At 48.4% G+C, this 22,880-nt stretch carries 19 protein-coding genes; all 19 read left to right on the top strand.

Annotated features, from left to right (window positions below; all coding sequences use genetic code 11):
- The first annotated feature begins 72 nt into the window (after positions 1–72).
- The 19 genes from K0036_RS18035 (at position 73) to K0036_RS17945 (ending at position 22,767) form a co-directional block, all read left to right on the top strand.
- Positions 73–816: a protein phosphatase 2C domain-containing protein gene (locus tag K0036_RS18035; RefSeq protein ID WP_173694364.1), complete on the top strand. Its 744-nt coding sequence runs from the start codon at positions 73–75 to the stop codon at positions 814–816.
- Between the two features lie 36 nt (positions 817–852).
- Positions 853–2,592 carry a hypothetical protein gene (locus tag K0036_RS18030; RefSeq protein ID WP_220430327.1) on the top strand — a complete coding sequence of 580 codons (1,740 nt, stop codon included), beginning with the start codon at positions 853–855 and terminating at the stop codon, positions 2,590–2,592.
- A 22-nt stretch (positions 2,593–2,614) separates the two neighbouring features.
- The gene (locus K0036_RS18025; RefSeq protein ID WP_220430326.1) at positions 2,615–6,322 is read left to right on the top strand and encodes a protein kinase domain-containing protein; all 3,708 of its coding nucleotides are present in this window, start codon (positions 2,615–2,617) and stop codon (positions 6,320–6,322) included.
- The gene (locus tag K0036_RS18020; protein ID WP_220430325.1) at positions 6,300–9,485 is read left to right on the top strand and encodes a TIR domain-containing protein; all 3,186 of its coding nucleotides are present in this window, start codon (positions 6,300–6,302) and stop codon (positions 9,483–9,485) included. Before K0036_RS18025 ends, K0036_RS18020 begins: the two co-directional genes overlap by 23 nt.
- Positions 9,486–9,603: 118 nt before the next feature.
- Positions 9,604–10,356 carry a hypothetical protein gene (locus K0036_RS18015; protein ID WP_220430324.1) on the top strand — a complete coding sequence of 251 codons (753 nt, stop codon included), beginning with the start codon at positions 9,604–9,606 and terminating at the stop codon, positions 10,354–10,356.
- Positions 10,357–10,370: 14 nt separating this feature from the next.
- Positions 10,371–11,879, top strand: coding sequence for a type IV secretory system conjugative DNA transfer family protein (locus tag K0036_RS18010; RefSeq protein WP_220430323.1), 1,509 nt, complete (start codon positions 10,371–10,373; stop codon positions 11,877–11,879).
- Complete coding sequence (locus tag K0036_RS18005) at positions 11,879–12,667, top strand: hypothetical protein (protein ID WP_173694369.1); 789 nt, start codon at positions 11,879–11,881, stop codon at positions 12,665–12,667. The genes K0036_RS18010 and K0036_RS18005 overlap by 1 nt, the downstream gene beginning before the upstream one ends.
- A gap of 12 nt (positions 12,668–12,679) precedes the next feature.
- Positions 12,680–14,152, top strand: coding sequence for a hypothetical protein (locus tag K0036_RS18000; RefSeq protein WP_220430322.1), 1,473 nt, complete (start codon positions 12,680–12,682; stop codon positions 14,150–14,152).
- Positions 14,149–14,919: a hypothetical protein gene (locus K0036_RS17995; protein WP_220430321.1), complete on the top strand. Its 771-nt coding sequence runs from the start codon at positions 14,149–14,151 to the stop codon at positions 14,917–14,919. The genes K0036_RS18000 and K0036_RS17995 overlap by 4 nt, the downstream gene beginning before the upstream one ends.
- On the top strand, positions 14,856–15,752 hold the full coding sequence (locus K0036_RS17990) for a hypothetical protein (protein ID WP_220430320.1): 897 nt from the start codon (positions 14,856–14,858) through the stop codon (positions 15,750–15,752). The genes K0036_RS17995 and K0036_RS17990 overlap by 64 nt, the downstream gene beginning before the upstream one ends.
- A 67-nt stretch (positions 15,753–15,819) precedes the next feature.
- Positions 15,820–16,422, top strand: coding sequence for a hypothetical protein (locus K0036_RS17985; RefSeq protein ID WP_025641265.1), 603 nt, complete (start codon positions 15,820–15,822; stop codon positions 16,420–16,422).
- A gap of 16 nt (positions 16,423–16,438) precedes the next feature.
- On the top strand, positions 16,439–17,302 hold the full coding sequence (locus K0036_RS17980; RefSeq protein ID WP_220430319.1) for a hypothetical protein: 864 nt from the start codon (positions 16,439–16,441) through the stop codon (positions 17,300–17,302).
- Complete coding sequence (locus K0036_RS17975; RefSeq protein WP_220430318.1) at positions 17,236–17,379, top strand: hypothetical protein; 144 nt, start codon at positions 17,236–17,238, stop codon at positions 17,377–17,379. Before K0036_RS17980 ends, K0036_RS17975 begins: the two co-directional genes overlap by 67 nt.
- Positions 17,360–18,763 carry a penicillin-binding transpeptidase domain-containing protein gene (locus K0036_RS17970; RefSeq protein ID WP_220430317.1) on the top strand — a complete coding sequence of 468 codons (1,404 nt, stop codon included), beginning with the start codon at positions 17,360–17,362 and terminating at the stop codon, positions 18,761–18,763. Before K0036_RS17975 ends, K0036_RS17970 begins: the two co-directional genes overlap by 20 nt.
- Positions 18,764–18,774: 11 nt before the next feature.
- Entirely contained in the window at positions 18,775–19,566 is a 792-nt protein-coding gene (locus K0036_RS17965) for a PP2C family protein-serine/threonine phosphatase (protein ID WP_220430316.1), read from the top strand.
- A 20-nt stretch (positions 19,567–19,586) separates the two neighbouring features.
- Positions 19,587–20,795 (top strand): serine/threonine protein kinase, encoded by a 1,209-nt coding sequence (locus K0036_RS17960; protein WP_220430315.1) that lies wholly within the window; start codon positions 19,587–19,589, stop codon positions 20,793–20,795.
- Between the two features lie 19 nt (positions 20,796–20,814).
- Positions 20,815–21,627 (top strand): hypothetical protein, encoded by an 813-nt coding sequence (locus tag K0036_RS17955; protein ID WP_220430314.1) that lies wholly within the window; start codon positions 20,815–20,817, stop codon positions 21,625–21,627.
- 14 nt (positions 21,628–21,641) lie between these two features.
- A complete protein-coding gene (locus tag K0036_RS17950) occupies positions 21,642–22,133 on the top strand; it encodes a hypothetical protein (protein ID WP_220430313.1) in 492 nt (163 codons plus the stop codon).
- Positions 22,117–22,767: a hypothetical protein gene (locus K0036_RS17945; RefSeq protein ID WP_220430312.1), complete on the top strand. Its 651-nt coding sequence runs from the start codon at positions 22,117–22,119 to the stop codon at positions 22,765–22,767. Before K0036_RS17950 ends, K0036_RS17945 begins: the two co-directional genes overlap by 17 nt.
- Positions 22,768–22,880: the final 113 nt, after the last annotated feature.

Genomic DNA, 22,880 nt, shown 5'->3' with positions numbered 1-22,880 from the left:
ATCCAGAAAAAAAGTGAGCCGTTTGTTTTGATAGTATGAATCTGAAAAATAAAAAGACGGGAGCGTAGATAAATGAGCTGGAGAGTAAAGGGAATTCAAATGACAGGGAAATGCCATGAGGAAAACCTCCCTATGGGCCAGGACCGTATCTGTTATACATCAAAAAATGGAATCGCAGTGATTGGCGTGGCAGATGGATGCAGCGAATCCAAGGCTTCGGATATTGGGGGAAAGTTATTGATTGAAGGGATTGCCAACTATCTTACGGAATATTTTGAAGAATTATATATGGCAAAGTATGAGAAGGCAGCAAAAAATGTAGCTGACAAGATACGGATATGGCTTAGCGGCCTGTCCGGGATTATGGAAGCAGACGCGCTGGATTATGCATCCACGCTCTGCATGATAGCGGTGGACCAGGAGCGATATGTCAGCCTGAACCTGGGCGATGGCTGTATAGGAGCATGGAATCAGGACAAAGCCAAGATTATATCCAGGCCGCTAAATAGTTTTGGCGGATATACTGCGTATCTTACGGTGGATGAAAATATAGAGGGATACATCAAGATAGGAAGAGGAGACGCTTCAAAATGGGATGGCTTCGTCATCCTGTCGGATGGCATGAAAGACAAATTTCGAACGGAGAGAAAGTTCCTTAGAATGATGAACAGGATGACAGAGGATGGAAATTTTCAGATGAAAAGACTGGGCTGCGAAGAAAAAGAAGAAGGAAATAGAAGGGACGATTTTAGCATTATCGTGATGGAACGGGCGAATCTGGCTAATTGTGGAATTTATATGGAAAGTTTTGTATAATAGAAGAAAAGCACGGTTACCAAGGAGGAAGTTGAGATGCCTTATTGTCTGGATAGTTATGGAGAAAGTAATCTGGCAAGTTTGGAGCAGCAGTGGGATGATCTTGGAGATGATCCCAGAGAAATCTTGAATTTTTTAAATAACTCCAAGAATAATATCACGCTGGGGTTTGTCCTGCGCAGATATCTGTGCAAAGACGCGGCAAGGAAAATTCCCCAGGTGAAATGTACTTATCTGGAGCAAGACAGAAAGTACCGATTCGAGATAGAAGATAAGAATGGAATGTCCACGATAGAAGTCTTTGATTACAATATTTTTAACTATGATGAGGGCAATGATGCATTGGAACTGGCCAGAAGCCGGGCGATAGAGCAAGTGAAGGAATACAAGGCAAAGAATTATAAACTGGACAAATATGAATTGGAAGAGAATATTGCCTATGATGATATCCTGTATCTGGATGTTGAGAAATATGTAGACCTTTTTATGATCATAGAAAGGCATAATAATGGAGAACGGAAAAACTACCGGACGCTGGAATGGGTGCAAAGACAGGATATCCGGAATTATCTGAAGCAGGAAGAATGCAAAAGAGAGATTCTTTATAGAATCGCATTTGCACTGGGGATGGACTATCCTATATTTTCCCGGATTCTGGCGAGCGTGTCATCAGACGGGATCCAAAGGCCGGACCCGCGCAGGATGGAAGAAATTGTGTACGTATACTGCCTCCGGAATAAAAAGAATACCTTTATGGAATTGGATCAAGTGATGGATAGTTATGACAGGCACAGAGGCAGGGAAAACGACTATACAAGGCTTGCCCTGGCAAAGATACATAATCTGAATGATGAAAAGAGCCTGTTTGAGTTTCTGGATGACAATGCCGGATATCTGATTGGCTCCAGCAGATCTGCTTATCGGGTCTTTGATGAGATTCAGAAAGAACTGGTCGAACTCTTTGGCAACGTGGATGAATATGCCGACGAAGGGGGCAACAATGCACGGCGGACGAACAATAAAAGCGAATTCCTAAGAAAAATGCTTGTGGAGTTCTTCCCGGACATCGTGCTTGACCAAAAAGATGAAAGAAAAAAAGCGGATTCCCTGGATAAGCTGGCCGGAAATGCGGCGGGAGCCATCTGGGAGCATCGCGTTAGGAGCATTAAGACGAAAATCCTCAGCAGCACCAAGCTAAGCGAGCTTAATAGCCGGAAGAAGGCAGTAACCAAGCACCAGCTGGTTCTTCTATATTATTTTAATTTCATTACCATTGATGAAAACCTGGAACTAGAGGGCGCCGAGCGTGTCAAAGTATTTTTTGATGAGATGAATGAAATATTGGAAGATGCCAATATGCCGCCCATCAATATCACGAACAAGTTTGAGAACTTTCTCCTGTGCTCCCTGAATGATGACAGGCCGGGCGATTTCTGGAAGGAAATCATACTGGAAGCGGTATTGGAAGAAAACAGGCATTATGAACTGTTAAGCTATAAGCAGGGAAATTATGAGGAATGCCTGAGATATCTTGAGTTAAGCGAGTCGGCGCTGCGGGAAGAGGAATTCCGGATGCCGTGGCAGCAGCTGTGGATTCGCCATGACAGAGGCGTGATCCTGGCAAAAATGGGGAAACAGGAAGCGGCAGATAATAGTCTTGAACAGGCGGGAGAATTTTATCTAAGGCATAAGGAAGAACTGGATTTGCTTCTGCCGGAAGACTATGAAAAGGTCTTATCGGCAGACAGGCAGGATATGGAACTACTAAAGAAATAATAGGAAAGGCAGTAGGCAGGATATGGCGCGGAAAGCATTGAAACCAGGCATGGTCATAGAATTACAGAGGCAGGGGCAGGAAGGATTTGAGGCATTCACAATCAGAAAGGTAATTGGAAAAGGCGGAATCTGCATCGCCTATGAGGTGGAATGTCCCAATGGCATGATTGGAAGGCTGAAGGAGTTCTATCCGGCGCAGGCAACAGGAAAGGGGTATATGTTCTCGCGGGAGGGAAAGATGCTTTTCTATAATCCGGAATATGGATGCAAGGAAATGGTGCCTGTGCTTAGAAGGCGGTTCCTGAACGGGTATGAAGTCATGAAGGATCTGCATGTCAGGATGCAGGAGGCCCGTAACGAAATGCCAAATTACGGAGAATTATACGGGGGAGGCGACTCCCTCTATTGGTTTATGTCTTATGATGAGGGAAAGTGCTATGACGAGATAAAGGAGGAGACCCTGTCCCAAATCTGTGCCGTTGCACTTGCGACAGCCAGGGCAGTAGAAAAATACCACAAGATCGGCTATCTGCATCTGGATATTAAACCGGAGAATATATTCGTATTGTCGCAGACGAAAGACTACATCAAGCTGATTGATTTTGACAATGTGGTACGCAAGGAAGAACTGGGCGATGAAAGTATTCTGATCGGATGCTCCAAAGAAACTTCCGCGCTGGAGGTCCGGGCGGACAAAAGAAGCCGCATATCGGAGGCATCAGACTACTATTCTATTGGAGCGATGGTTTTTGGCCGCATATTTAAGCGGGGAATCCATTTTAATGAGTCAAAATACGCGGCTAGATACGATTTTGGAGGCCTTCTGGAAGAGTATGGGGATAAGAAGAAGGAGTTGGAGAATGAGCTTTCCTCCTTTTTCAAGCATACGATCTGCGACTTCATGAAAGGGCGATATGCATCTATGGAGGAACTAAAAGCGCAGCTGGAGAAGATTATAAAGATTGCCAGGCCTGTGGAAGAGAAGATCGAGACGGCAAAAATTCTAAAGAGAGCGCTGTGCCTGATGAAAAAATATCCTCCCTACCAGTATGCATCAGCGGATAAAAAAATATCGGTTTTGATCGTCGGAGAAGGAGAGCGGGCATCCCAGCTATTCCGCCTGATCTATGGATGCTGCGGACAGGTGCTGGATTATGGGCTTCGCATCTATTGGGCCTGCATAAGCCCGGAGAAAAGAAAGAAAGCGATGATATCGCGCTGTCCCGCCCTTCCGAAGATGACGGTGCTGGATGGATCGAATGAGACGGGCAAATATGGTCTGGTGGAACAGCCGTTTGCAGAAGTCTTTTTTATCCGAACCCCAGAAGAAGCAAAGGGGGCAAAGTACTGCCTGCTTGCAGATGACAATTCAGATCGGAATCGCATGTACGCGGACCGGATTAGCAGGCGTCTGAAGGAAGAAGGAGCGGGGGAGGTTTTCATAGGCTGCCTGGATGATGAATTTGCCGCAGAAGATGAGGAGATCTATAAGAATTTGACAAAGACAGCGTTTCAGATCAACCGGATATACGATAAGATGCTGGATGAACGCTGTCCGTCTGATTATGAGAGGTTTTGCCGCAATCTCTATAATTATCAGTCATCCCTTGAAAGCGCGATGCATATAGAATGCAAGCTGGCGTCTTGCGGCATCTTTGAAGAAGACAGCGAAAAAGCAGCGGCTGCATTTTATGAGAAGGTGCTTAAGCCTAAGGAGGATTTGACACTGTACAGCCGTCTGGCACATCTGGAACATCGCAGGTGGATGGCTTGCAGCGTCATGCGCGGCTGGGATATGTATGATGCAGATGAAATGGATAAGGTGACGCTCCACAATGACGGCAGTTTTAAAGACGCAGCTCGGAAACTCCACCCTTGCATGACAGAATGTCTGGATCAGATTTCCCTTAAGCTGCATTCAAGGGCGAAAGAATTATGCGGCCTTAGCAGGAAAATCATCCGGGAGCGTTTTGGGGAAATTGAGAGTTCCTATGAAGACTGGGACCAGAAACTGCCGGAAACATGGGAAAGATTCAAGGATACGATGATCAAGCTGGATCAGAATACGGACAATGTGATGTTAATATGGAAGGACCAATTCCAAAGAACAAAGGAGGAGGTAGAAGAAGGTCATAATGGCCATGCCTTGCGGCTTATGGAAGAGATCAAGGAGGCAGCGGCAGCCTATCAGGAATATTACAGCAACCGGGACTATAAGGAGATGGATCGCCTGATCATAGACTATCTTCCCTATCTTTTGATTCATGGAAGCGTTTCCAGAACGATTATAAAAGGATGGAGCCAGCAGCCGGGGGATAATATTATCTATGCGATGTACATGGAACCGGAACAGGTCGTCTATGTAAGCGAATACGATATCCATAAGGAAATCGAGAATATCAGGGCGTTTATGAAGATGCGGAAGATCCATACAAAGGTTTCCTGCGCAGTCATCCGAAATGCGGCGGAATATCGGCTTCTGGCCCACAGCCTGGGGGATGGGGCCTCCGCAGACATTACCGGGACATCGGCATATCTCGCCTCGATCATCAGCAGGCATGCGTATGAGGAGGATATGCCCCTTCATATGTATCGGGACGGACGGTTTCAGAACATCTATCTGTGCCCGCAGGCGGAGTATTATGCAGGAGAACGGACGCTATCGGTAAATGAGGCATACTGCCTGTACGGCATCCGCGAGACGGCAATCGGCGCAAGCAGGACAACGATGCCTCAGAAAGAGGTGGAACATCTCTGGAAATGCTATCAGGAATTTGATACGCAGGAAGAGTGGAGGCAATTTGCTGGATTCTTAAAAGATATGAGTTTCGAAGAGAAGATGCTGCTCTGTGGAAGGAAGGCAGAAGCGGCCGCATACTGGGATGAATATCTGCTGGAAGGATTCCTGATGAAGACTGGGCTGCATCAGATGATCTCCAGGCTAAATGAATCAGGGCTTATTGCGGAATATAAAAGAGACGAGACTGACCTGGGGGAAGATGTTCATATTCAAATCGCATCCTTCTATCCTGCCATACTTGAAGAGGTCAAGACATTATACGCACAGACGGAGGCATGCGCGGGAAGAATCCGGATAGAGATGAAGGAAGCAAAGGATGGAAACTATCGAATCATCTTAACACGGCTGGATGTGCGAGGGAATCTTCCAGCCGGCCCAATGGGGGAAGCGGCAAAAAGAGGCCTTGAAAGACTTGCGTCATATGGACTGGTCAAGAAACTCGAATTGGAAACGGGCGTAGGGTTCTTCTATACTTCTTTTGGGGTTTGCCGCAGCTTGATAGAAGAAGACGGCGTGCTGCGCGCGTATATTTATGACAGTATCCGGCGCGCTGGGCGCTTTCAGGACGTCAAGAGCAGTACCAGGCTTGAGTGGAATACAGATATGGAGGAGAATGAATGGATTGCAGAGCAAGTGGATATCGTCGCGGTGAGCGGAATCCATCCATTATTTATAATGGCGCGGACAGAGGAACCTTCTGAAGAGAGCCTCTACATGATACAGTATCTGGCTTCCCGGTTTGGAATAGAGGCGAAAGCGGCACTGGTGTGCTCCAACGAAAAGGCGGTCTGCGAGCGGGATGGACGGATCGCGGCAAGGGCAAAAACCATGGGCGTGCGCTATATCAACCGGGAGGAACTAAGAAAAAGAAACTTAGGGGACATATTAGAGGAATGGGTAGGACAAGATGGACAAAGAGAGACAATATGACGCATTTATCAGTTATAAACATCAGGAATTAGACTCTCTGGTGGCAATGCGGCTGCACCGTATGCTGGAACATTACCGGATTCCCGGAAAGATTCAGGCGACCAGCGGAAAAAAGCGGATTCATAGAATCTTCCGCGATATGGACGAACTAACGCCCACCAATGACTTGACGGAAAACATCCGGCAGGCACTGCAAAATGCGGAGTATCTATTGCTGATATGCTCAAAGGAATCCTGCCGGTCAGAGTGGGTGCAGAAAGAAGTGGAGGAATTCCTAAAGACTCATGATAAGAACCGGATCATCCTGATACTTTTGGAAGGAGAGCCTGGAGAGGTGTTCCCGGAGCAGCTGCGTTATGTTGAGAAGACGGCAAAGGACGAAGATGGGATAGAGCACCTGGTAAAGGTTCCGGTGGAACCGCTTGCGGCAGACATCCGTGGCAGATCCGAAACGGAGATCATCCGGAATCTTAAAAAGGAATTGCTTCGCATTATTGCGCCGATAGTCTCTTGCAGTTATGATGACCTGCGGCAGAGGCACCGGGAATACATGCTGAAGAGGGCCGGGGCAATCGCAGGGATAATCTTCTGCCTGCTCCTGGCATTTGCGCTCTATGCGCTGCATCAGGAATCAAAGGTGAAAGAACAGTATGAAAAAGCAATGGTCAATCAGGCCAGGTACCTGTCTAAGACATCCGGCGAACTGCTTGCGTCGGGAGACCGGGTTGGAGCGCTTAAGACGGCTGTGGAAGCATTGTCAAAAGAGAATGAGAACGGGCCCTTGGCGCCGGAAGCAATGTATGCCCTTAACAATGCGCTGTATTCATACCAGTATACGAATACGGCTGACTTAAGTCCGGATCAGATTATGGAGACCGAATATGGCACCGGTAAACAAGGGGGACTAAGTCCTGACGAAAACTACTATCTCGCTATAGACGAGGGAGGCGAGGCATATGTGTTTGATGTGGAAAGCGGCAAATGCCTCTGGAAGACGGAGCCTCAGGAAAAAGATGTTGTTAAGAATGGATGCTTTGTGACGGAGAATAGAATTGCAATGGCTACCGAAAGCAAGGTGTATGTGGCGGATATCAAGTTGGGGGAGACTCTTTGGGAGAAGCGGCTAAGTAAGGAATTCAGTGGGTATGAAGACGGTCAATGCGTATCCAACGGGAAGCAGCTGGCAGTATGTGAAGCTACATGGGTCTCTGTGTATGATGCAGTGGATGGCACTATCCTTTTGGAGCAGGAGTTGGAAGAAGCGAAGGAACGCGGGCTGGGGCGGCTCAATGCTGCCGTTATAAATGAAGCAGGCACGCTTCTGGCTTTGGGGGAAACCAGAAATAAATTTGAGACAGATGATAACGCAGATAAATTCTGCGGCCTTTACCTCCTGTCTCTGGAAGATGGGGATGTGCAAATGATGGAGGCGAAAGATGCCAAAGAACTGTGTTTTCTGGATGACAGGCATCTTGCGGCGCTGCAATATGAGATGCTTGGAGATAGCGAATATTTTGAAGCAGAGAACCGTTACAAGGTAGCGGTATATGACTGTGATATTGGGAAGTCCATCCGAAACGTGGAAGGAATGATGGATTTTAGCAGGGAGAGCACGTCAGGCATGTGTCCGAAGCGCATAAAGCTGGATGGGGCCGGCCGGGATGTGCTGGCTGTCACGTTGAACTCTATGATTCTTCTGCTGGATACAGATACGTTTGAAGAAATATTAAAAGTACAGTATCCGGATGAGATTGCCGGATGGGGGCTTTATGACGCTACAAGAATGATGGTGGGACTGCATAACGGAGCCATAATTCTTCAAAGCCTTCAGGATCCCAATATTCAATATGACTCCGGGAAACTGAATGCCAAAGTGCATGCATTCGCATATTCTGCCGGAAGCAGGGCCGCGATCCAGGTCCGCCAGAATGATACTAAAATTGTGCTGAGCAGAATACAAAGAGATGAGGAGATTCAGTATCTGGATGCGGAAGGGAACCTTTCGTTTGTCGGATACTGCAACTTAAATGATAAAGCGTACCGGGGCCTATTCTATAATTCTTATGAGGAGGAAGCATTATCCAGACTGGATGTCTGGGAGGCTGGGACATCCAATCTGCTGATCTCGGTTTCGGTTAAAACAAAGCTTGATACATTCATGCACTGGTTTGCGATTGCCGGCACTGATGAAAGTCCTATTCTTTATTATATAGAAGATAAAAAAGTGAAAAGCGGCGATGCTGTTCTTCACGCAGTAGATATCAATCGGCAAAAGGAACTGTATCAAAAGCCGGTTCCTTGCGGAATTTTTGATAGTGTTGCGGCTTACGGGGACGCAGAGGATCCAAGGCTTGCAGTCTGTTATGATGATAAGTTTGGAATCATCCGCCTGAAAGATGGCAAACAAGTCCTAAAGTATAAGGACAAGATTAAAAATGGGAGAATCGAAGAAGTAGTAGCAGCGCCGGATGGCTCCTGCCTGATATTCAAAGTGGCCGACGGCGATGAAGCATACATTAAATTATGGGATGTCAAAGAGAAGGACTGGAAGGAGATCGAGGGAAAAGAATCCTACCGATATGGAAGATCCCTGAAAGCCAGGCACGTAGCGATAGGAAAGAAGAATGCCCTAATTGCAGTGTACAGCACGGAAGAGAAGGAGATAAAGATCATTGACCTTGCGTCCGGCAGGATACAGAAAAAAATCCCTTTCCGTGGAAGCGATTCTCCCCAATTCGAGTTCTGGGGCAATGACGAACATCTGATATTATATGATGACTCCAGATGCCTGGCAATGTGGAACATCGAGAAAGAGAAGATGGAGATGCAGGATACGGAGCAGATCAGGAGCATCAACGGGATATATACGGATCAAAGCAGCAAATATTTTGGTGTTCAGGAAGATATGGTCCAAGATAATGGATTTAAAACGACCCTTCACTTATATTTTGTAGACGATCATGCAAAGTTTTACAGGTATGCCGACGTGGATGAGGGAGCGGCCTGCATCCAGGCGGAAGAGATTCTATGCATGTCAGCGGGAAAGCAGGTCGGATATTATTCGTTCTATTCCTATCCGGAATTGATGAAAAAGGCAGAGGAGATACTGGACGGCCGGAAACTTACGGAGGAAGAGCGCCGAAAATATTTTGCAGACAATTAGTTACAGACAAGGACGAGAAGATAATTTCTTGGTCCTTGTTTTTTTGCGCAAAAAAAGGAAAAAAAGTGGAATACAATGCAGTTTACAATGGGCCTATCAAGCAAAGGAGGGAATGAATATGAGGGAAATCAGCGATATAGAAGAACTGATCAGGCGGTGGGAACTTCTGGGGCATCTGGAAGATCATTTGATCATTGAAGTAGATGAGGCTAATGAGCCGGCGGCCCTGGCGCTTGCAAGAAGGCTCGGAAAAGCTTATTGGAACAGGATGAGGCCCGATCGGGATTTGGAAGAGGCCTATCTGGAACTGGAATATCCCGGTGAGGAGAATGGAAACTTAAGCAGCAAGTTTTTTTCTTCCCCGGACATTGTGGCGAGAAACCGGAAGTTTAAAGGAGTCATGGCCATCAAGCTTGGAAGGCGCCTGTTTGCCAGCCATAAAAGGCAGGACCAGCTGCTGGAGTATATCCTGGAAAGACAGCCATCTATCCGCTTTATTCTGATCATGGAATCCGTAGATAAACGGGTAATAGGGGAAATGTGCGACGCATGCCCTGATGCGCGCTTTCTAAGGTATATGATCGAATATCCAACGAAAGACGAGCTGCTTGAATATGCGAGACATCTTCTTCAAGGGGAAGGCTACAAAATGAACGGACATCTGAGAGAGACGCTGGAGGCTTATATTGAAAAAGACGAAGGGCGTTGCAGTTACAGAGAGGTAGAATCCCTGGTCCGGGATATTTTATATGAGACCAGAATGCGCCCGACAAAAAGGTATATTACCAAAGCCATCATTAATCGGAATCTGGAAGAGCATCTGGCAAAAAAGAATGCGGCGGAGGCGGAAGTTAAAAAAATTGGTTTCTAACTGGGAGGATGCGTATGAAAAAGTACATTGAATATGAAACAGGAAGATTCAGCGAGGCGGATGAGATCAAGAAAGCGACTGCCAGGATTGATTGGAAACGGCAGGAGTTTGCAGGCACTGGGTTCCCGATATGGGCGGACCTTGAAAAGGGAATTACCCATGTGGCGGATGATGACATTCATACCATGCTGATTGGAACCACGGGCAGTAAAAAGACTCTGGCTGGCGTGCTTCCTACGGCTATGTCCATGATCGGGGGAGGGGAATCCATGGTGCTGACGGATGCGAAGCAGGAACTATATCGATATATGCTGCCTTATCTCCAGCAGAAAGGGGTGAGAGTCAATGTGCTGAATTTTCGGAATCCACAGTGCGGCAACTGCTGGAATCCGCTGTCTATTCCAGTTTCATTATTTCACTCCGGAAAAAGGGATAAAGCAGTCGAGTTATTGAAAGATGTGGCGAAAAGTATCTTTAGCGAACTATCCGCAGATTGTGACGATCCATTCTGGACCTCGATGAGCGAGAATTATTTCGTAGGCCTGGCGCTGGTTCTTTTTGAAGAGGGCGAGCCCGAGAACGCGACGTTGGAAGAGGTTATGCATCTGGAAGCAGTTGGGAAGGAGCCGCTGGGAGCCTCGACATTTTTAAAGGAGTATGTCAGATGCATGAAGGAGAAGAGTCCATTTATGTACCGGTGCCTTCAAGGGATCCTGGGAGCGCCGGAAGGCACCAGAGGATCCATCGAGTCCGTATTTTCTCAGCCTATGGGCAACCTAACCTCCCAGGAGAACTTAAATGATATGATGTCGAAAAGCGATTTTGATGTCACATCCATGGGGGAGCGTCAGGAGATCACATTTTTGATTATGCCGGATGAGAAGACAACCTATAATTCCCTGGTCACGATGTTCCTGAAGCAGAGTTATGAACTTTTGATCGCAAAAGCAGAAGAATGCGGGGGAAAACTTCCGATCCGCGTCAACTGGATACTGGAAGAAGCAGGAAATATCCCGACAATTCCAGACTTCGAGAGTATGATGACAGCTTCAAGAAGCCGGAATATCAGATTCTTTCTGGTATTTCAGTCGTTGCAGCAGATTGAGAAGAAGTATCGGGGATCCGCCCATATTATTATTGGAAATTGCGACTGCATCGCATATCTGAACTCGAAAGACATGGAACTTCTTACGTATATTTCCCAGCTTGCGGGAACCTACAGACGCTCATATGTCAATGAAGAATGTCCGCTGATCAGCGTGACCCAGCTACAGCGGCTGTCGAAGGAAAAGGGAGAGTGCCTTGTCTTTCTGGGAAGAAATGCACCATATCTTACAAGACTGCCTATCATTTTCGACTATGGGAGATTCATTCCGATTGGAGAAGAGCCGATCAAGCAGAAGGCAAGGCAGAGATATTCTCATCCATTATTCGATATCCGGCCAATAGCTAAAGAAAAAAGAATGGCATTTATGGAAAAACTTATGGAAGAAAATCAGAAAAAACGGGGGGGGGGATTTTAATGAATGAATATTATATAGGCCTGGCGATTGGAATTGTATTATTGACCTGTCTTTCCATCGTGGTCTCCAGGGCAAGAAAAAGGAGATGGGGGGAAGAAAGAGAATTACTTAATGAATTGATCGAGGAAGCCGGGAAAATGGAAGCTGTTCCTGACAGATATCAGGCTGCGAGAAAACGGCTGCTTACGCTATGTCCAAGGCTTAGCGCAATGCAGAAGAAAAAATATGGAATCCCGGGGCTTTTAAAGGAGGATCGCAAGACCAGCGCCGATCAATATGAGAAGGCAATGAAAGAGGATATCAAGACTTACCGCGCTCTGGGTAAGAAAGGCGGCAGGATTCGAAGCCTAAAGACGGCAATGGCAAGGACGGAAAATTCCATTCGCCGCTATCTTGATGAAGCAAAGATGATGGCCAGGGAAGCAAGGAAAATGGAAAGAACATCTGGCGAGGCAGAACGGATGCTAAAGGAGGAATTCCCCTATACCGTCAGCGTCAGCTGGAAGTCCTATATTGGCAGCATTGCGGCAAAACAGGCAAAAGGCTATTATCTGCTGGATGATATCAAGGTCCTGACGCTGGATGGAAATTACCTCTCCCTAAGCGAGTTATCAGGAGGAAGCACCGGAATCCATCTGTATCCGGCAAAAGAGATCGAAGGGATACGCCTGGTATCCGACATGGCCTTCTCCGTAAATGGCGATGAGGAAGTGAAAGAGGCCATTATACAAAAAGGAGAATATGAACTGCTGACAGCGATTGGCAGCATTATAGCCGAGATTGATTAGGAGGAGAAAAGGATGAATATATGTCCAAACTGTTTTGAAGAATTAGAAGAATCAAGGCTGCTGTATGAACTCTATTTCTATGAAGGGTATGGCCTGAGCACCATTATGGATAAGGTAGCCGGGGGAAGCGACATCGTAAAAGTCATTGCGAAAGAACGGGATGATATTCTCTATGAGCGGTATTTGGATGAGACCATACACTATCACATCGGACGGGACGACGGATATACGATAGAGGCCTTTCGTGAAATGATCTGCCACATCAGGGAGGATTACCTGGAGGCAAGGAAGCGGGCCACGGAATATCTGGCAGGCGCATCCGGGGAAGATGCAAAGCAGAAATTGACCCAGAGCGGATTAGCGGTGCTGGAACTTGGCGATGCAAAGGAGGACAGATCCATTACGATGTATATCCGGCATAATAACGGCTTCCGGGATGAAATCGCCCGCCTTCTTCCCTGCTGCCCGAACTGCCACAAATCGCTTCCGCTCTACTGGTATGAGGCGGATTGTTTTGAGGCAGTCGCCATAATCGCCCAGAAGGCGGCATCAAAGACCACGATGATCGTCTCGCTTCTGGCGAACCAGTGCAGCGCATTAAGGTTTCTGGACGAAGAACTGCAGGTACTGCCAGCCCATGATCCGCAGAAGGATCCTTTCTATAAAGGATTGGAAGAACAGTCAAGGCTGCTGGAAGAAAAGGGATATTGTCCGGACGCGTCAAAGACGAAGATGCTTGCGCCGCTGTTTCTCTTTATTAAGTATCGGGGCAAGAAGATGATTCTGGGCATTTACGATATTGCAGGCGAGGTGATCGAGCAGTTCAGCCATCTGGATTATCGCACAAAGTATATCTCGCGGATGGGATCCTATATTTATCTGGTGGATATGGAAAAGAATTGCGGCCACAGCCAAGGGCGGGAGGAAGAGATAAGATTGCTGGATCTGGAACAGCAGGGAGAGTATCAGATGTCAGGGCGCGTGATTACCGCTGAAGAACTATTGGAAGGATCCTCTGGAATGCATATGCACCGGGATAGCCTGGATCTCTATCAGAAACTGAAGAATTACATGTCGTTGAATCACCAGCTGGATGCGCTTAAGGATAAGCATCTGATGCTTACCATCGCAAAAAGCGATGTATTGGAAAAAGAAGAAGAACTGACGGAGATCGAGCAGAGGTATCTTCTGATGCGCAAGATGAACCATTTCCAGGCAGTACAGAACCGGATTCTGGAGCCAATCGTAAAGAAGGTATTTCTCCGGTATGTGACCGATGAGGCAAGGCTTGAGGAATGCAAGTCGACTTTTGGCAAGGTGAGTTTTCATGCCGTATCCGCTACCGGATGCGCGACGACGATGCAGGAGATTGAAGGCAAGAAATGCTATGTCCTCAATAAGCCCTATAACCCGATCCGGATTGCAGAGCCATTTGTGATGGCGATTCTTGAAAGTCTCAATGAAGACAGGGGGAATGTAAAGTGAAATTCGAGCAGGCCTATTATACGTGGAGCAAAAAACTTCTGTCCGCCCACCAGCAAGGACTCGGGATCGTGGCGTCATCTATGAAGGCGCCGGAATTCCTGGATTGCTGCGAGCGCCTTGCAATGGATATCAAAACCGGGCCGGATGGGGAAACTGCGCGGCTTCTGTACTATGATTTTGCCAGCGGCAGATATGCAGCCATATCCTGTGCAGCTTGCGAGGATGGAGGCGATGGGAGGAATAATCGCCTGTGCCAGGTGTTGATTCCCGCGGAAAGGACTAAGAAGTATGAGGATTATCTGCTGGACTATCCCTTTGATACGAGAATGCCAAAGACGGATACGCTGGAAGCGTGGGAGCCGGATGAGACGATAGAAAAGCCACAATATGACTTGCCGGGAATCCTGAAAAAGTATGGTCTGGGCCAGAGAAGCCTGGCATGCTGCATTCGCAAGTTTTATGAGTATCTGGCGGATACGGAAGGAATGCTGGCAGTGACCTTTCCGAAAGGATACATGCAAAAAAAGGGGATAAGGCGATCTGGCGCATCGCTGCCGAATGGATGTACCTGTTCTACCAGATGTACCCGGCATGCGCCGATCAGGGACGCCTGTCTTATGGGATTCATTCGGAAAGGAATGGATCTAAAGTGCGGATCCATTTTACAGAGGATGGGCATGGCGCGGCAAAGGACATTCCGTTTTTGGGGAAAAAGGCGGAAGCAGAAAGCAGTTCCGGGATGTATGAGGCCCTGGCCCATAAAATGATCGATGGCGGCTACAGAGAGTATCTGGAAGATCTGCTTGGGATGCTGCCGCAGGAAGAACGGGATGTCCGCCACCTTCCATTCGCCTATGCATTGCAAAGGCTGAGGGAAGGAAACACGGTGACAGAGCAGGAATTGGGCCTGGATCTTTTGGTTCTGGCAGACCGGGCAAGAGGCGAGGGGTTCTACCGGGAACTGCTTTACTCCTATCTTAGGATGGCGAGGGGAATCACGACGGAGCAGTGGGTGTTCCTGTGGACGAGCCATATGCTCCCGGAACTAAGGCAAGGATGCAATTCGGCCCTGTTTGCGGACGTGATTGCAAAGATGCTCTCAGAAATAAAGGAAAACAGTCCGGGGTTTTACGCTAAGGCGGAAGAAGAAATATGGCAGAGCAATAAGAGCATTGCACGCAGGATCGGCATGGAAAAAGGCAGGAACTCTCTACTTCGGGAGATCCGCATATTTGAGGCAAAGTCTTTGGGGATGCCGGAAAAGAAGCGGATGGCAAGGTATGAAATCCTGCTAAGGAGAAGCCGCAAGGAAGGCGAGGAAGAAGGAGCCAGGCTTCTTGAAGCACTGGCGTCAAGGGATATCCTGCTTCTTATGGCCGGATTTAAAACCATTGGCGACAGGGAAGGCTTCTGGAGGCATATCGGTGAGTTCTCACAGGAAGAACTTGTCCAGATCGAGCTTGCCTTTGCCAGGCATCCAAAACTCAGGGAGGCGCTTGATCTAAAGGATGCGCCTGCGTATAAGGCGTACAGCCAGATGCAGGAGATAAAAAAAGAAAAAAATATGACACGGAGATTGCGGTACAGTTTAACTGGATAGAAACAGCGGATGTTGAGGATTTTGTCTAGGTATTTTCAGATGTCCGCAGAGCAAAGGAGGAGAGAGCATGCGTTTATATCAGGTGACGACTCTGATCGTGATTATCGTGCTGATTAGTTTTGCGGGCATACTGGCATGGGATGCCGGAATCCGTCCGATGGCCGGGAAAGCATTCTTTAGCAGATGGAAAAAGGCGGCAGCCGGCTTTGCCGGAATCCGGCGCGTAGTAAGAAAGCCTATGGATACCAGCCCGATCTGCGCGCCGGTCATCAGATACTGCGAGTTTGGCGATCTGACAAGCTGGCATAAGGGTACCTGGAAGACCGAGATCGTGGATACAAGGAGGCGGTATCGGATCGGCCGGGGGGACTATTGCGATCTGATCTTGGAAAATAAGACCGTATCCCAATGCCAGGGGGTAATCCTGAATGGGAAATGGAAGGGAGAAGGCGTAACCGTCTACGCCAATAAGAATAAGAGCAATCAGACGGAGTATGCGCTGGAAGACGGAAGGTTCGAAGTGATGAGGGCTGGCGATAAGGTTATCATGAAGCCGGGCACGATCCACAGATTCTGGTTCGGGAGCGTCAAAGTCGAGATCGAGATTCCACCGGATTTGAGGCGGGAAGACAGGGCGCATGAGGAGACTCGGATACGATACGGCGAATGAGAGGAGGACAAGGCTTATGTACGTAAAGAAAGGACAATTAACCGCAAAGGAGCGGGCTGAAATGATGGGAGGAATGTCCGCCGTCCGAAAGCCGCTTCTGCTGCTCCTTCTGGTTCAGGCGGCGATGGGAGCCTTCGCTTTTGCCAAGGGCGTGGGGCCGGAATACCTTATGATATGCGCCGGGCTGATTCCCTGCACGGTAACCGTGCTGGTTCTCGCGAGGAATGCAGACTGGTATCTTGCGATCTGGGTGCTGATGCTGATAACGACGGGATTCATTACGCAGCTGATTACAAGCGGAAGCAAGGCGGATGTAGCAGGGATGCTGCTGAAACTGGCAGTCGCTATTGCGGCGGCATCTGCAGCAGCACTGGCTTTTCGTTTTTGGGGAAAGATGCTTGGCCGGGAATGGGCCGGAATCTTATTGATGCTCCTTCAAGCCTGCATCTATCTGTTTCTGGCTGTGAAAGGAACAACCGTTGGCCAGGCCGGAGGCAGCCAGGCAGCCAGGATTACATTGGAGATTGCGGGGAATGACATTCAAATTCTGGAACTGACAAGGATGATCTATGTATGCGTGCTCGTCCTTCTTCTGTGCAAGCAATCCAAGGATACGTTTCTGTTCATTCCACGGGAAACGGCAGCGATTCTATATACAGTGATTACGATGGCAGTTCCGGTGTTTTTCAGGGATTTGGGAAGTTCTCTGATCATTGGGGGGATATTTCTTATTGTGTATACGACCTTTGCCAAGAACCGAAAGCAGGTCCTGTTTATGTGGATTGCCGTTCTGATAGCGGCAGCAGTGGCAGTATGCCGATCACAGGAGTGCCGCTGCTGTTCTTCTCGGCGGGATATACGAACATTGCCAGCAGCCTGATGCAGATCGCGGTACTGCTGATGCTGTCTACAGGATTTATGGAAGGAGAGATCGGGTATGAGGAACCAGATGTTTAGACGAAGCGCGGTAACATTTTTCCTGATTGCGGCTTTCGCCATAGTAGAAATCTACATGCTCTACAGGCATACGGCGATAGTGGAAGGGGTAGACCAGAAAACGGATGCTTACAAAACGGAGGCGATTGCGGCGTGCAACCGGAGAACGATCGTTCCGGGCGATATTCTGGACTGCAATGGCGCGCTGCTGGTAGAAAATAAAAAGATTGGGGAGCCTGGCGTCTATGCGGATGATTACGCCTACTCCCAGGTGCTTGGATATTTGCAGAACGGCGGGTACCGATTCCAGAAACTGGCGGAAGATATGCTGTATGAGACGAGAGGAATCGAGGATACGAAGGGAAACAGCATCCAGGTTAATATCGACCATGGACTGCAGGAAAGAGCGGCAGAGATTCTTTCGAATGAGATTGGCGGAATTGATCAGGTCGGATCTCTGGTGGTATTGGACGCAGAGACGGGACAGGTCCTGACGATGCTTAGCTATCCTTCCTTTAATGCCAATGAACTTACAAGCAGCATCACGGCTATGGACGCCGCTGATCCGAATCTGGAAATGCGGTATCCCATGGCATATAAGAATGGTAAGGCGCCAGGCTCCGTGTTCAAGGTGGTAACCTTGATGGCCGCCCTGGAAAACGGCATGGGAGAAAGCGAGTATCTGGATTCTTCCTATATGGCTGGAGATTATACCGTGAAGAATGCATATGGAAATATCGGAGATTGGATTGACCTAAAGACAGCGCTTGTGCGATCTTCCAACTGTGTCATGGCCCAGGCGGCCCAGGAACTGGGGGCGAAGAGGCTTACAGAAATGGCTGGGAAATGCATGATCGGCAAGGACGTGGAGCTGGATTTTGGAACGATCACATCCAACTGGGAGGTTGATGATTCTGATCAGGAGGTGCTGTGCCAGACCGGATTCGGGCAGGGAAAGTTACTTACAAGCACGATGAATATGGCGATGATCACCCAGGCGATCGCTGCTGACGGCGTTATGAAGAAGCCGTATCTGATCAAGCGGGTATTAAGCAAAGACGGCAAAGTCGTGAAAGAAGGAAGCGTCGAGGTATTAAGCGAAGTATGCGCGCCGGAGACGGCACATACAGTCAAAGATGCCATGCATGATGCCGCACAGGAGTACAAAAGCCAGGCGGACGAAAAGACGCAGGCGCTGACGGACCGGTATCAGATATGCTGCAAGACGGGGACAAGCGAAAACGGAGATGAAGAAGGTACCAATAATGCATGGATGATCTCATTCGCCCCACTGGATGCCCCCAGGTATGTCGTGGTGGCGAATCAGATCAAATGCCAGAAGCACGGAGCAGAACTTTTGGACAGTATAGCGGAAGTTTACCAGTATTTGTTTGAAGAAATGTAGGAGGAAGGGGCATGGAATATAAGATACATATGAAGTCGAGGAAGGCTGAGAGCATGTTTCATGAGACAAATGAGGATGCCTACCTCAGGGTGAAGATGGCATATATGAATGATAAGGCTATGGATCTGATTGCGGTTGCCGACGGGGTGACGCATCTTGCCCAGGGAGAAAAGGCTGCCTGGACGGCAGTGGACGCATATCTGCGCACAATACAAGAACGGTTACAAGGAATCTATAAGGAGAAGAAAGAATGCTTTAGCCTGTACTGCCATGCGGACACCGTGGAAAAGGCCATGCAGGAAGCGCTGCAGGAAGCGAACTGGGCGGTATGCAAGATAGGAGAAGGCCTTGAGGCAGGCGGAACGACCTTGAGCGCGATCACGCTGATGGAAGATATGGCGATCGTTATCAATACCGGAGATTCTCCAGTGTACCATTACCGTGCCGGGGAGGGAGCCTTATATCTTGAGAGCCATATTATGAATAAGGCTGAGGCTGACGCAAGCCGTGGCAAGTATGAAAAGGAGACAGAAGATTACTATCAGAACACGCATATTCTTCTTTCTTATCTTGGCAAAAGAGCGGACTTGTCGGAAAGAGAGATCAGTCTGCGCTATATCTACCGAATTGCCCCCGGAGACAAGCTGATCCTGGGAACGGACGGGGCATTTGGCGAGACGAAGAAGGAGCAGATCTGCCAGATGGCCAGAGAGGAGAATGGCCAAGGGCTGATTATGAGACTGTTTGAAACTGCCAGAGATACGGACGATGATGATCAGACAGCAATCCTGCTTGAATTCTGAGGGAAAAGAGGGTGTTGAGGATGAAGGAGATGCCAAGCATAATCTGCGGGGATCAGGTGTACCAGTTCTTAGAATATCCGGTAGAGAAAAGAGGAAAAAGAACCTGGTCTGGAAAGGCCCGGAATGCATCAGACGGCAGGCTGTATTTTATCAAGTATGCCCGCCAAGGCGACGAGAATGCCCTCTTTTTACTGAGGAGGGAGGCCAAGTTTCGCATCAGCCACAGATCAATTATGAAAGTGTATGGCGGCTATCAGGGGACACTAAGGATGGGGATGCGAGGAGAGGAGATATCCTTCGTCCTCTCGGAGTGGATTGATGGCTACAGTCTGCCGGAATATCTGGAACGGCCGCAGATCAAACGGCTGAGAAAAGAGGCGCCTGAGGAATTCAATGAGAAAATGCTGGGGCAGATCAGGCAGCTGATGTCCGCGATGGAAGCCTATATGGGGACGGGCGGGAGGGAGCCGTTCGTGCATCGGGACCTAAAGCCGATGAACCTGTTAGTAAGGCGGGAAGATGAGTCTCTTGTGCTGTGCGATTTCGACTGGAGCCACTGCGCGGATAATGGAACAGGACAGAGGCCGGAGTATATATCAGGGACGGCCGGATATATGGATCCGGCGGCTGCCTATTCCAGGGAGACGGATATCCAGCTGGATATCTATTCGCTGGGGCAGGTCATGCTGTACTGGCTGATTGGCCAAGACTATTACAGCCATGACGAGAAGATCGACTACCTGCATAAGGAAACGCTGGCGCATGACCTGGATATCAGAAGGATCCCCCAGCAATACCGTACGGAAAAGTATAAGCCCCTGCTTGCGATTATCAGAAGACTGATCGCAAGAAGAGGAGAGCGGTACGAAAGTATGGGACAGATCATTCAGGATTATGACGCGTTCATAAAGCGCTACTTCCAAACGGGAAACAAGGAGGCTGGGGACCCCCTTAGCCTGCTCAAACTCCGGGAACTAAGTCTGGCATCCGTGGCATATGAAAGCCCGTATGGGGGCTATGCCATTCAGAACCTCTGCGAAGGCCAGCTGATTGATATCAGATGGGGACGGCAGGTGATATTGTCCCTGTATATGTCGGGGGGAAAGATTGACTTTATCACCTATCCTGATATTGCGCAGGAGGCGGCAGGCTGCTTAAAGGAAAAAGAACTGATCAGGCTGTTCATAAAAAAGGAGAAAAAATTTATCGCGCTGATGCAGTTAGACTAGTTTTAAAAGGAGGGAGATTATGAGGCTTCGAAATAATACGCAGTCCATCCGGCCTGAGCAAAAGATGCGCAGATGGATGCCAGAGGAAGTAAATGATGCGGTGCTAAGAGAAGAAGAGACCAAGATGCCTAAGATATACGGCCCCAAGAAAAGCCAGCCTCGCAGATTCGAGACGAGGCAGAGAGCGGTCGGAGGAAGACCGGAAAACTATCTGATCATCGCGCTTGACGGCACGCTTTCGGCAGCGTCCATATTCCTGGGGATGTACAAGCTGATTCTGAAACTGATTAAGGAGATCTACGATGGCACATACAGAAGAGGGTGGGAATATTGCATCGCGCTTGCTATCATGCAGGAGAACGGGACAAGATTCAGCACATTTGATAATGGAGGCTGCTTTACCAAGGACTTTGAGGAAGTAAAGGCAGCGCTTCGCGGCATTAGCTTTGAGGGTGGAAGCCTGAACGGCTGCGAGCCGCTGAATGAATGCCTGTATGACGTGCTGTGCATGGTAAAGGATGAGATTCCCAAAGAGGCAAACGTGGGGATGCTGATTCTTACCGATTCCATGGATGAGCAGGGCGGGCCGGACTTTACAGGTGGAAATGGCTCAGAACTTAGGACAGAAGATTGCCCGGGATTCCGGTATGTATATAGTTTTGCTTATCCGGGATATTATCCGAGGTTCAAGATCGTAGAGAAAGATCCTGTAACCGGGAGTCCATCGGAAGCCCAAGTGGCATATCCGGCAGAAATGCTGGCAGATCAGGAAGAACGAGAACGAATCGCATCGCTGATGGCACGTTCCATCATCTGCCAGTTCTCGAACTAAAGGGGGAGTCTAAGGTGAAGGATTACGACGTGATCATCTGTGTTCTGAAAAATGATAGTTATGACAGTAGGGAACTTGAGGAGAGGCTTTATGAGGTTCAAAAGAAGATGGCGGAAGAAGCAGATGGAAAATGCCGTATCAGAAAAAGCATCGTCTGTGGTGATGGAAAAGTATTTGTATTGGAGGATGTAAAGCGAACGGATATCCTTTATGTGAATGGAGCCGGAAGAGATTATTCTTTCAGACAGGCGCTTCTTTTGAGCATGGCGGCATTCAGGAAAGAGGCGGATGGCAGATATCTGGTGATAATCGCGAATGCGTCCTTGAGCAGGGCAGAGGCAAGCCTTCTCATGAAGAGCAGCATCGTAAGGCAGTATGTGGCTGGCAAGCGGGGCTTTACGCCAATTCTTTTTAAAGAAGGATCAGACGTGGATCTGGGAGAATTCGAGCAGGCGCTAAAGGAAGGCTTAAGCAAGGAGGGAGCGAAAGATGACGGCAGAATTTAAAAAGTGGATGGCCCAGAGCATCGCGCAGTTTATGGATGAATTTGTGGAGAATGAACGGATCCTTACAGGGAAATCCCGGAAGATCGTTGAACGGATGGAGTATCTGATGGCAAAGAGTCTGGAACTGTCGGGAGATGGAGAGGAAAAATATGATATGGCTGAGGAACTTCTTCAAGTCTTCTATTCCCTGAACCTTCGGGATGAGGTCAATCCTCCGGCGGTTTTATATGAGATCGTATCCAACAATAGCGAACAGTATGGAGAGGAGGGGAAGAGGCGGATTTTAAGAAGCGTATGCAGGCATATCGCCGGGAGGGGCGAATCAGTCCCGGAATGGATAAGGTCCGCTTATTATAAGGGAATGCCCGGGTATAAGTCAAGATTTCTGAGTGACTTGCGGGATGCTTGCAAGAATTCAAACTTCCGGAAGGGAAAAAACAGCAGAACACGGAAGAAGATATTATACGCCGTCTGTGCTGCCTGCCTTATGGCAATCATGTTCCTGTGCGGATGTATGTTTGAATATCAGAGAAGGGCGCCGGTGCAGAAGGAAGTGGAACAGGAAGCAATCGACGCGGTATGCGAAACTTTCCTGAAAGAGAGCGTCACGGCCGTTACATTCCATGCTGCTTAGATCCTTCATGGTACTGAAGCCAGTCTCTTCTGGATAATCGGATACATGAGGCTTCGACAAGCCTTGCAATGAGCATAGCGGCAAAAGAAGCAAGAAGAATTCCTTTGATGGCT

Origin of the sequence: [Clostridium] scindens, from assembly GCF_019597925.1 — a bacterium.
Classification (GTDB): Bacteria; Bacillota; Clostridia; order Lachnospirales; family Lachnospiraceae; genus Clostridium_AP.
Note: the sequence above shows the minus strand (reverse complement) of the source record. Positions and strands in the feature narration are given on the sequence as shown.

Bases quoted from the DNA above. Each gene is read 5' to 3' on its own strand.
- K0036_RS17965 (WP_220430316.1), top strand. From the start codon at position 18,775: ATGGAATATAAGATACATATGAAGTCGAGGAAGGCTGAGAGCATGTTT.
- K0036_RS18030 (WP_220430327.1), top strand. From the start codon at position 853: ATGCCTTATTGTCTGGATAGTTATGGAGAAAGTAATCTGGCAAGTTTG.
- K0036_RS17970 (WP_220430317.1), top strand. From the start codon at position 17,360: ATGAGGAACCAGATGTTTAGACGAAGCGCGGTAACATTTTTCCTGATT.
- K0036_RS18020 (WP_220430325.1), top strand. From the start codon at position 6,300: ATGGACAAAGAGAGACAATATGACGCATTTATCAGTTATAAACATCAG.
- K0036_RS18010 (WP_220430323.1), top strand. From the start codon at position 10,371: ATGAAAAAGTACATTGAATATGAAACAGGAAGATTCAGCGAGGCGGAT.
- K0036_RS17975 (WP_220430318.1), top strand. From the start codon at position 17,236: ATGCCGATCACAGGAGTGCCGCTGCTGTTCTTCTCGGCGGGATATACG.
- K0036_RS18035 (WP_173694364.1), top strand. From the start codon at position 73: ATGAGCTGGAGAGTAAAGGGAATTCAAATGACAGGGAAATGCCATGAG.
- K0036_RS18015 (WP_220430324.1), top strand. From the start codon at position 9,604: ATGAGGGAAATCAGCGATATAGAAGAACTGATCAGGCGGTGGGAACTT.
- K0036_RS18005 (WP_173694369.1), top strand. From the start codon at position 11,879: ATGAATGAATATTATATAGGCCTGGCGATTGGAATTGTATTATTGACC.
- K0036_RS18000 (WP_220430322.1), top strand. From the start codon at position 12,680: ATGAATATATGTCCAAACTGTTTTGAAGAATTAGAAGAATCAAGGCTG.
- K0036_RS17945 (WP_220430312.1), top strand. From the start codon at position 22,117: ATGACGGCAGAATTTAAAAAGTGGATGGCCCAGAGCATCGCGCAGTTT.
- K0036_RS17980 (WP_220430319.1), top strand. From the start codon at position 16,439: ATGTACGTAAAGAAAGGACAATTAACCGCAAAGGAGCGGGCTGAAATG.
- K0036_RS17985 (WP_025641265.1), top strand. From the start codon at position 15,820: ATGCGTTTATATCAGGTGACGACTCTGATCGTGATTATCGTGCTGATT.
- K0036_RS17960 (WP_220430315.1), top strand. From the start codon at position 19,587: ATGAAGGAGATGCCAAGCATAATCTGCGGGGATCAGGTGTACCAGTTC.
- K0036_RS17955 (WP_220430314.1), top strand. From the start codon at position 20,815: ATGAGGCTTCGAAATAATACGCAGTCCATCCGGCCTGAGCAAAAGATG.
- K0036_RS18025 (WP_220430326.1), top strand. From the start codon at position 2,615: ATGGCGCGGAAAGCATTGAAACCAGGCATGGTCATAGAATTACAGAGG.